General features: G+C 57.9%; 6 protein-coding genes and 1 pseudogene. 3 read left to right on the top strand and 4 right to left on the bottom strand.

What is annotated here, in order from left to right; translation table 11 throughout:
- Window positions 1-273: 273 nt before the first annotated feature.
- Together ACMLHG_RS04555 and ACMLHG_RS04550 are read right to left on the bottom strand one after the other, a co-directional pair.
- Window positions 274-1,215, bottom strand: a complete 942-nt coding sequence (locus ACMLHG_RS04555) for a 1-phosphofructokinase family hexose kinase (RefSeq protein WP_295806310.1) — start codon at window positions 1,213-1,215, stop codon at window positions 274-276.
- On the bottom strand, window positions 1,212-3,611 hold the full coding sequence (locus tag ACMLHG_RS04550) for a glycerophosphodiester phosphodiesterase family protein (RefSeq protein WP_417169703.1): 2,400 nt from the start codon (window positions 3,609-3,611) through the stop codon (window positions 1,212-1,214). The genes ACMLHG_RS04555 and ACMLHG_RS04550 overlap by 4 nt, the downstream gene beginning before the upstream one ends.
- A 183-nt stretch (window positions 3,612-3,794) precedes the next feature.
- Here ACMLHG_RS04550 and ACMLHG_RS04545 point away from each other — a divergent pair, with 183 nt between their 5' ends.
- From ACMLHG_RS04545 to rpsI, 3 genes are all read left to right on the top strand, one after another.
- Window positions 3,795-4,580, top strand: coding sequence for a DeoR/GlpR family DNA-binding transcription regulator (locus ACMLHG_RS04545; protein WP_417169702.1), 786 nt, complete (start codon window positions 3,795-3,797; stop codon window positions 4,578-4,580).
- A 346-nt stretch (window positions 4,581-4,926) separates the two neighbouring features.
- The gene (rplM, locus tag ACMLHG_RS04540; protein ID WP_366943168.1) at window positions 4,927-5,358 is read left to right on the top strand and encodes a 50S ribosomal protein L13; all 432 of its coding nucleotides are present in this window, start codon (window positions 4,927-4,929) and stop codon (window positions 5,356-5,358) included.
- A 9-nt stretch (window positions 5,359-5,367) separates the two neighbouring features.
- A complete protein-coding gene (rpsI, locus tag ACMLHG_RS04535; RefSeq protein WP_295806319.1) occupies window positions 5,368-5,766 on the top strand; it encodes a 30S ribosomal protein S9 in 399 nt (132 codons plus the stop codon).
- Between the two features lie 80 nt (window positions 5,767-5,846).
- On the opposite strand, the gene ACMLHG_RS04530 is transcribed toward rpsI, so the two are convergent.
- Both ACMLHG_RS04530 and ACMLHG_RS04525 read right to left on the bottom strand, forming a co-directional pair.
- Window positions 5,847-6,251 (bottom strand): VOC family protein, encoded by a 405-nt coding sequence (locus ACMLHG_RS04530; RefSeq protein WP_295806321.1) that lies wholly within the window; start codon window positions 6,249-6,251, stop codon window positions 5,847-5,849.
- A gap of 156 nt (window positions 6,252-6,407) precedes the next feature.
- Window positions 6,408-6,614: pseudogene (locus ACMLHG_RS04525) on the bottom strand (transposase); the annotation flags it as partial.
- Between the last annotated feature and the right edge of the window lie 590 nt (window positions 6,615-7,204).

Raw genomic sequence — 7,204 nt, 5'->3', positions numbered from 1 at the left:
AATTTATAGATTGCGAAAATTCCTAGGATGATGTATTATTAAGCTCAAAATAAGGTTGCGTATTTTCTTATATACGCCGGTTTTATGTCTATAGAGTAGTGATGATCGCTATCACGACGAGGAGTTCGATGAGGGTAAACCTCCGGCCGTGCCGGGGGGGTGGTTCCAGGAGAGTCCGGCTGGTTTTGGCTGTGAAACGTTCGACCGGAGAGAGGCGGTTACTGCCGACAGACGGGGAGAGATCCTTCATGGCGCGTTTCCTTTCTGTTGTATTCATTGGATTCCGGTATATTTCCGTATCTGAACGAGGGGGAGAAGCTGCCGATATTGCTCCGGCCGGAACTGGCCGGCCTGTTCCGAGAGACAGTTTGCAGAGGCCGCCGCAAGGGCGCGGCGGAACGCCTCCGGAGGTTCGACTCCCGCGGCGAGCGCCGAAGAGAGCACCGCCGCCGCCGTATCGCCCGCTCCGAGAGGGTTGACCACCGGGAGGTCCGGTATCGAGTAGCGATATGCCTCTTCTCCGTCAAAAAAAAGTGCCTCGTCCGCTCCGGCCGTCACGGCGACGGCGAGCTGCCGGTTCCGTTGCTGCAGGTTGCGGACGGCGTTCTCGACGGTGTCGGCTCCGGCGAGGCGCAGAAGCTCCTCCCGGTTGACCTTCAGAACCATTCTGCCGGGCAGTTCCAGAACCGGCGCGATGCCGTTCACGGCGTCGATCACCATCGGCACGCCGGAGGTGAGAGCGATCTCGGCGGCCTGCCGGTAGAGCGCCGGATCGGTGCCGTCGGGCAGGCTGCCGGTGACGGCGAACAGGGCGGCTTCGCCGATGTGCGCATAAAGCCGGGTCCGAAATTGTGCCGCCTCGTCCGGGGTGACCGGACTTGAGGGTTCGATCAGTTCGGTCATAGTGTGGTCGGCGGAGTCCAGACAGGTGATGCAGCAACGGGTTTCCGCTCCGGTCTCGACGGTTTCATGCCGGATTCCTTCGCGGTCGAGCGCGGCACAGAGCCGTGCTCCGGTCGAGCCGCCCGCAAACTGCAGAAGCAGAGGGTCCGCCTCCCCGAAACAGCGGGCGGCGCGGCAGAAGTTGACCCCTTTCCCGGCGGGATAGTTCGTCCGGAGGCTTGCCCGGTTGACCCGGTTTTTCTCCAGCCCGGCGAAGAAGAGCGTGCTCTGCCAGGCCGGATTGGCTCCCATGACGAGGAGTGACTGTCTCATGCTTTTCCCCATTTGTTTTTCAGATAGCGTTCGGTGGCAATGGTATACCGCCCCTGCGCATCCAGTGTTGCGGCGAGTTCCCGGGGCAGCCGCGCCGGTTCGAACGGCGTGAGCGGCAGATCGAGGCAGTCCGGAAGGACGACGATCTTCCCCGGATACCTTCCGGCGGCAACCGCTTTGAGTCCCTCCTTGGCCGCGCGGAGCCCCGCTACCGCCGCCAGCGCGCTCTGCGGTTCGAATTCGTGCCGTTCGGCCGCGTGCAGCGCGTCGAGCATATCCTGCGTGGAGCTGCCCGAGGAGCCGGTGAACCGGATTCCATCGTGAATGACCCGGTTGACGGGAATTTCGGCGGTTTCTCCGGCCGGGATTCCGGCGAAGACATTGATGAGCCCGTTGTCCGCCAGATGCGGAATCGCCTGATCGACCGCGTTCGCCGAGGAGATCAGAATGACGATGTCGTCGAATCCGTCGGGAGCGAAACGGTTCAGTTCCTGCTCGAATGCGGCGGCCGTCATGGCCGCGGGATTGAGAAATTCCAGCGTGACGCCCCGCTCTTCGGCCGGTTTCGCCAGCTTGGCGCGGAGATGATCGAGCCGTGCCGGATCGAGGTCGGTGACCAGAATCTTCGAAGGCCTGTCGGGGGAGAGTACCGCAAGCTCCACATGCATCTGCCCCATCGCTCCGGCTCCGCCCGGGAACCAGACCGCTCCCCCCTTGCGCAGTGTCTGCCGGCGCGGAAGGGGATAGGCCGCGTCGAGCGTCCCCTCCGGAACGCCCTGATAGAAACGGTTTTTATAATGAAGAGCCCCGACGTCGACCGCCCAGTCGGCGGAGCCGCAGTTGCCGAAGAAGGTGACGACCGCGTGGTCGCCGGCGAGCGCGATGGCCGGTTCGCCCAGCGCTTTGTCCTGCAGGTCGACGCAGACGATATCGTCGAAGGTTTCTCCGGAAGGGAGTTCGTTCTGCGCCGTGACGGCAGTCCCCAGCTCCTCTTCGAGGGCCCGGCAGGCGGCGGCGGAGAAGTTGACCGCGACAATCCGTTTCCGGTTGCGGAAGAGCTCTCCCGCCCGGTAGAGCTTCTTGCAGCCCGGCTCCGTGACCAGCAGGAGCGAACCGCCATCGGCCGGCGCGGTGCGGTGAGAAATGTGACTGGCCGCGCGGACACAGGTCCACGGTTCCAGCAGCGCGGCGGCCAGCGAGGAGAGATTGTCGGGGCAGGGGAGCAGATAACTGCCCGTCTCGCCTTTCCAGACCCGGCTGTCGATGATGGAATACTGCGTAAGCCCCCCATCCATGACGTAGCCGTACGCACAGCTTCTGCCGTTGACATAGATGTCGCACTGAATCAGGAACCGCTGGCCGGGCGCATATTGAATGGGGACCGCCGAACCGGTTTTGACGATGGTCAGGACCGCTTCATGGCCGACGATCAGCGGCTCGCGGGCGAGGTCGCGGTTCCGGAGTTTCGGGTGACTTCCGCCGGCGCGGATGATCTTGATGTCGGAGAAGCAGAGGCCGAGCGCATCCACTCTGGTCAGGATTTCATCCGGCTTCAAGGGCGGGAGCGGCAGTTCGACCGGCGCGTCCTCATCCCCGAACCGGTCGAGTCCGGCGCCGTAGAGCCGCCAGGCGAGGGTGGTCCGGGGGACGCGCGGCGGCCGCAGGCCCCGTTCCTTCAGCAGAGGCATGATGACATCCGGCGCGTCGGTGGTGATCGTGTCAAGGTCGAACGGCAGGACCAGATCCAGATCCTCTGCGGAATTGACCGGCACCGTATCGACCTCCATGTTGAGGGAGTGGAAGAACTCCACATTCTCGCGGGTCAGCCGCCGCCGGAAGAGGCAGACCCGCATGGTGAGGTTGTAGATATCCGGCTCCTTGATCTTGTAGTCCTCCATCGGGAACCCCTGAACGCGAAGGTCCGGCTCCTGATCGTGCACATACTTGAGCAAATTGGCGTATCCGGAGAGGACGATGGTCCGCTCCCGGATTTTTCTGCGGCGGATCTCCTCCAGCACCTGATCGGCGCAGTGGAGATCGTTTTCCTTGAGTTCGATGAGGATCTGCAGCTCCGGCGCGGATTCCGCGAGGAGGAGATCGAGGAGCTCCTCCAGGGTGGGAATCTGGGTTCCGCGGAACTTTTCCCCTTTCCACAGGCCGAAATCGAGCGCCTTCAATTCCGCCAGGGTGTGGTCGCGGACCATTCCGGTGCCGTTGCTGCACCGTTCCAGCGTGTCGTCGTGGGTGATGACCAGCTTCCCGTCGCGGGTGGGATGAACGTCGAACTCGACGGCGTCGACCCCCAGCGAGATCGCCTTGCGGAATCCTTCCAATGTATTTTCCGGATAGAGAGAGCGGCATCCCCGATGTGCCACGACCTGAAAACTGCGTACCATATGCTTCGAATCTCCTGTATTATACCAGCAAGATACGAGGAAAATCCGGATCTTTCAATCAACTTGGCGGAAAAAGTCCGAAAAAAAGTTCAAATGATCTTTTTTGATGATTAAATGATCAAAACAGGTTGAATTTTTGATGAAATGGCGATATGGTGAAGGGGAGACGAAAAAGGGGAAAGAATGAAACCGGAGACCGATCGCAAAGTTCTGGAACTGCTGGCACGGGAGCATATTCTGTCGGCGGGCGACGCCGCGGAACGCCTCGGGGTGAGCGGCGCGTCGGTCCGGCGCAGTTTCCGCCGGCTGGCTGAACTGGGGGAGGTGCGGCGTGTGCACGGCGGGATCGAAGAGCTGAACCGGGGGATGGATCCGGCGTATCCGTTTTTTTTGCGGATGCAGTGGTTCACCCGGGAGAAGGAGGCGCTGGCCCGCCGGGCGGTCGCGCTGCTTCAGGGGTGCCGCACCATCTTTGTGGACGGGGGGACGACGACGGCCCACCTCGGGATGCTGTTGCGGGATCCCCGGTTGCGGATCATCACAAATTCTCTGGCGCTCAACGACGTGCTCTCCCGGAATTGCGGCGGGGAGGCCGGGCCGGAGGTGATTTTGACCGGCGGCCATGTCAACCGGAAGTCCGCCATTCTGATCGGTCCGGAGAGTGTGGAGACGATCGGCCGGTTTCATGCGGATGCCACCGTCATCTCCGGCAGTGCGATTGATGAGAACGGCATTTACGACAACATGGAGGAGGCCGCGTTTCTCCAGCGGAAGATGATTGAAAACTCCGATCGTCTGATCATCGTGGCGGACGCCAGCAAATTCGGTCGGCGGGCGCCGTCGCGCATTGTTCCGGTGGAGAAACTCTCCCTGGTCGTGACCAATTTCATTTCGGATAATTACCAGGTGGTGCAGCAGATGATGGCCCGTGGCGTCCGTTTTGAATTCGTCCGTCCGGAGATTCCCTGAGACGGTGCCGGAAAGAAGAGCGGGCTCTTTTTATCACATTGGAAGTGCGATTGTGGATACCCGGGGGGATTATCCTGTTTCCCGTTCCCGGCATGAGGAACCCGGAACCGGCGGGACGCCATCGCAATTTTCAAAAGAAAAATCGGAAAATTCATCTGTTCCGGCTGGAAATCATGGAAATACGTGATATCTTAAATAAGTCTGCAACTCTGGAAGACGGCACCCCGATCATCGCCGTCCGGGGAGGAGGAGACATTTGCGGTCCGTCCGGCGAGTGGTTTTGTGCGAAAACCTCCTGCGGGAACGGCGTATTATTGTTTTAATTTATCATGGATGATTCTGAATTATGAAAACCTATCTGGCCAAAGCCGGCGAGATCCAGCGGGAGTATCTCCTGTTCGACGCGTCGGAAGCTCCGGTCGGCCGTCTGGCGGTCCGCATTGCGAACGCGCTGCGCGGCAAGGATAAGCCGACCTACACTCCGCACGTCGATACCGGCGCTTTCGTCATTGTCATCAATGCGGAAAAGGCGGTCTTCACCGGTCGCAAGAGCGAAAAGAAAATCTATGTGGACTATACCGGTTATCGCAGCGGTTACAAGGAGCGCACGGCGAAGGAGCTTCGCGAGCGTTCCCCCGAGCGTTTCATCAAGGATGCGGTCTGGGGCATGATGCCGCACGGCCGTCTCGGGCGTGCTCAGTTCAGCAAGCTCAAAGTGTACGCCGGTGCGGAACACCCGCACACCGCGCAGAAACCGACCAAAGTCACCGTGGAGTAATGGAGCGCTATGGTTAAGAAGAGTGATGAAGTGCTGGCCACCGGCCGGCGGAAGTGTGCGGTTGCGCGTGTGCGCATGACTCCGGGCACCGGTAAGATTGTGGTCAACGGCAAAGAGATGGCCGAATATTTCCCGAGCGAATCGCTCTGCGGATATGTGATGCAGGTGCTGAAGGTCAGCGAGACCGAGGGGAAGCTCGATATCGCTGCGAACATCGACGGCGGCGGTGTCGCCGGCCAGGCTGGTGCGCTGCGCTACGGCGTGGCCCGTGCTCTGGTCAAGATGGATGAAAATCTCCGTGCCGTGCTCAAGGCCAACGGCATGATGACCCGTGATGCCCGCGTCAAGGAACGCAAAAAGCCCGGTCAGCCGGGAGCGCGTCGCCGGTTCCAGTTCTCGAAGCGCTGAGCGTTCGGAACGGACGGTACAAAAAAACCGCGGAACTTTTCGGAGTTCTGCGGTTTTTTTATGGTTGCAAATTCGACGTGTTACAGAATGCAGGCCTTCCCGGTTTTCTGACAACAGTCGGCGGTGTATTCGTGCAGCTCGATGCGGACGCCGTCCGGATCGGTCAGCCAGGCCTGCCAGGCATGGTCGGCTCCCATCTTCTTCTCGCCGACGGCATAGCCGGCCGCGGAGAGACGTGCGTTGACTTCGTCGATCGAATCGGTTTCCAGACAGAGATGATCGATGGGGTTGATGCCGGCTTCCACCGGTTCCCGCTGGAAAAATTCAAGGTAGTTGCCGTTGCCGACCCGGAGGTAAAAGCCGACGACTTTGCCGTCGCGGATGAAGTCGAACGCTTTGCTCAGCCCGAGTCCATCGCAGTAGAAGCGGGTGGTCTTTTCCAGATCGGCGACCCGGATGCAGAGATGAGCGATTCCTTTGATCATAAAAATTCCTTTCTTAGGCAGGTGGTGTCCGATATTTCGCGCACATTTGTTTCTGAGCGATTACAGGTGACAAACGTAAATTGCACCGCCGAGCACCCGAACGACCTGAGATCTCCGGAGGAGCAGGTTGGTTGCGCAGGCGGAGCCTTTCGTCTTTTACCTTATACCGCCTTCGTGAAGTTTGCAAGTACTCATGTACTGTCGAGTTACCCATTTTGTCGTGGAAATATGCCTGAGCCTGACTCCGACCAGCATCATAGCCGAGTACTCATTCGGTAAGCGGTTGACAACCCGGGTTCGGCGACGAATTTCTTTCATGATGCTTTCAAGGCCGTTATTGGTCCGCAATCGGGTCCCATATTCTTGTTAGATTTTATATAAGACCTGAAGATAATCTTTTCATTTTTTTTGCGTAACACTTTCCATGACCTGTTTTCCTTTCGCAGGTTGGAGTTTGGTCACTATAATCAATCAGAAAACAGGCCCTTTTTCAAGTGCCCTCTCTCAAAATGTGCGCAATTTTCCGGTCGTAATCATTTTTTCTTACCATTCTTCAAATCAGCCCAAAGAATATTTACCCAAGAAAGAAAAAAGCAAGCGAGCCATGAGTATATTAATGCTTTTATTATGCTTGATGGAACAGACAATAATTTACATATAATCAAACAAAGAAATATCAGTAATTCCAATGTCATACATACATATGCAAACAAAGAAATAGGAGTACCACTACGTGTATGAAGATTTCTCCATTTATTGGGATTTAATTTGGGTAAAAATAGCCAGTACAGAAAAAGAATACACAATATAGCTCACTGCCGTCCCATAATTCTTTGAAATCGTCATTCTAACCACCCTATTTGAGCCTGAGTTGATTGTTTTTTAAAATTACCCATTTCCGGTTTTTCCTTTTCGTTGAGTTGGATTATAGTTGTGCGAATCCTGGTAAATAT

Origin of the sequence: Victivallis sp. (assembly GCF_048170485.1) — a bacterium.
In the GTDB taxonomy this organism is placed as follows: Bacteria; Verrucomicrobiota; Lentisphaeria; order Victivallales; family Victivallaceae; genus Victivallis.
Note: the sequence above shows the minus strand (reverse complement) of the source record. Positions and strands in the feature narration are given on the sequence as shown.

Coding starts and splice junctions, on each gene's coding strand:
- ACMLHG_RS04555 (WP_295806310.1), bottom strand. CDS start 1,215: ATGAGACAGTCACTCCTCGTCATGGGAGCCAATCCGGCCTGGCAGAGC.
- ACMLHG_RS04550 (WP_417169703.1), bottom strand. CDS start 3,611: ATGGTACGCAGTTTTCAGGTCGTGGCACATCGGGGATGCCGCTCTCTC.
- ACMLHG_RS04545 (WP_417169702.1), top strand. CDS start 3,795: ATGAAACCGGAGACCGATCGCAAAGTTCTGGAACTGCTGGCACGGGAG.
- rplM (WP_366943168.1), top strand. CDS start 4,927: ATGAAAACCTATCTGGCCAAAGCCGGCGAGATCCAGCGGGAGTATCTC.
- rpsI (WP_295806319.1), top strand. CDS start 5,368: ATGGTTAAGAAGAGTGATGAAGTGCTGGCCACCGGCCGGCGGAAGTGT.
- ACMLHG_RS04530 (WP_295806321.1), bottom strand. CDS start 6,251: ATGATCAAAGGAATCGCTCATCTCTGCATCCGGGTCGCCGATCTGGAA.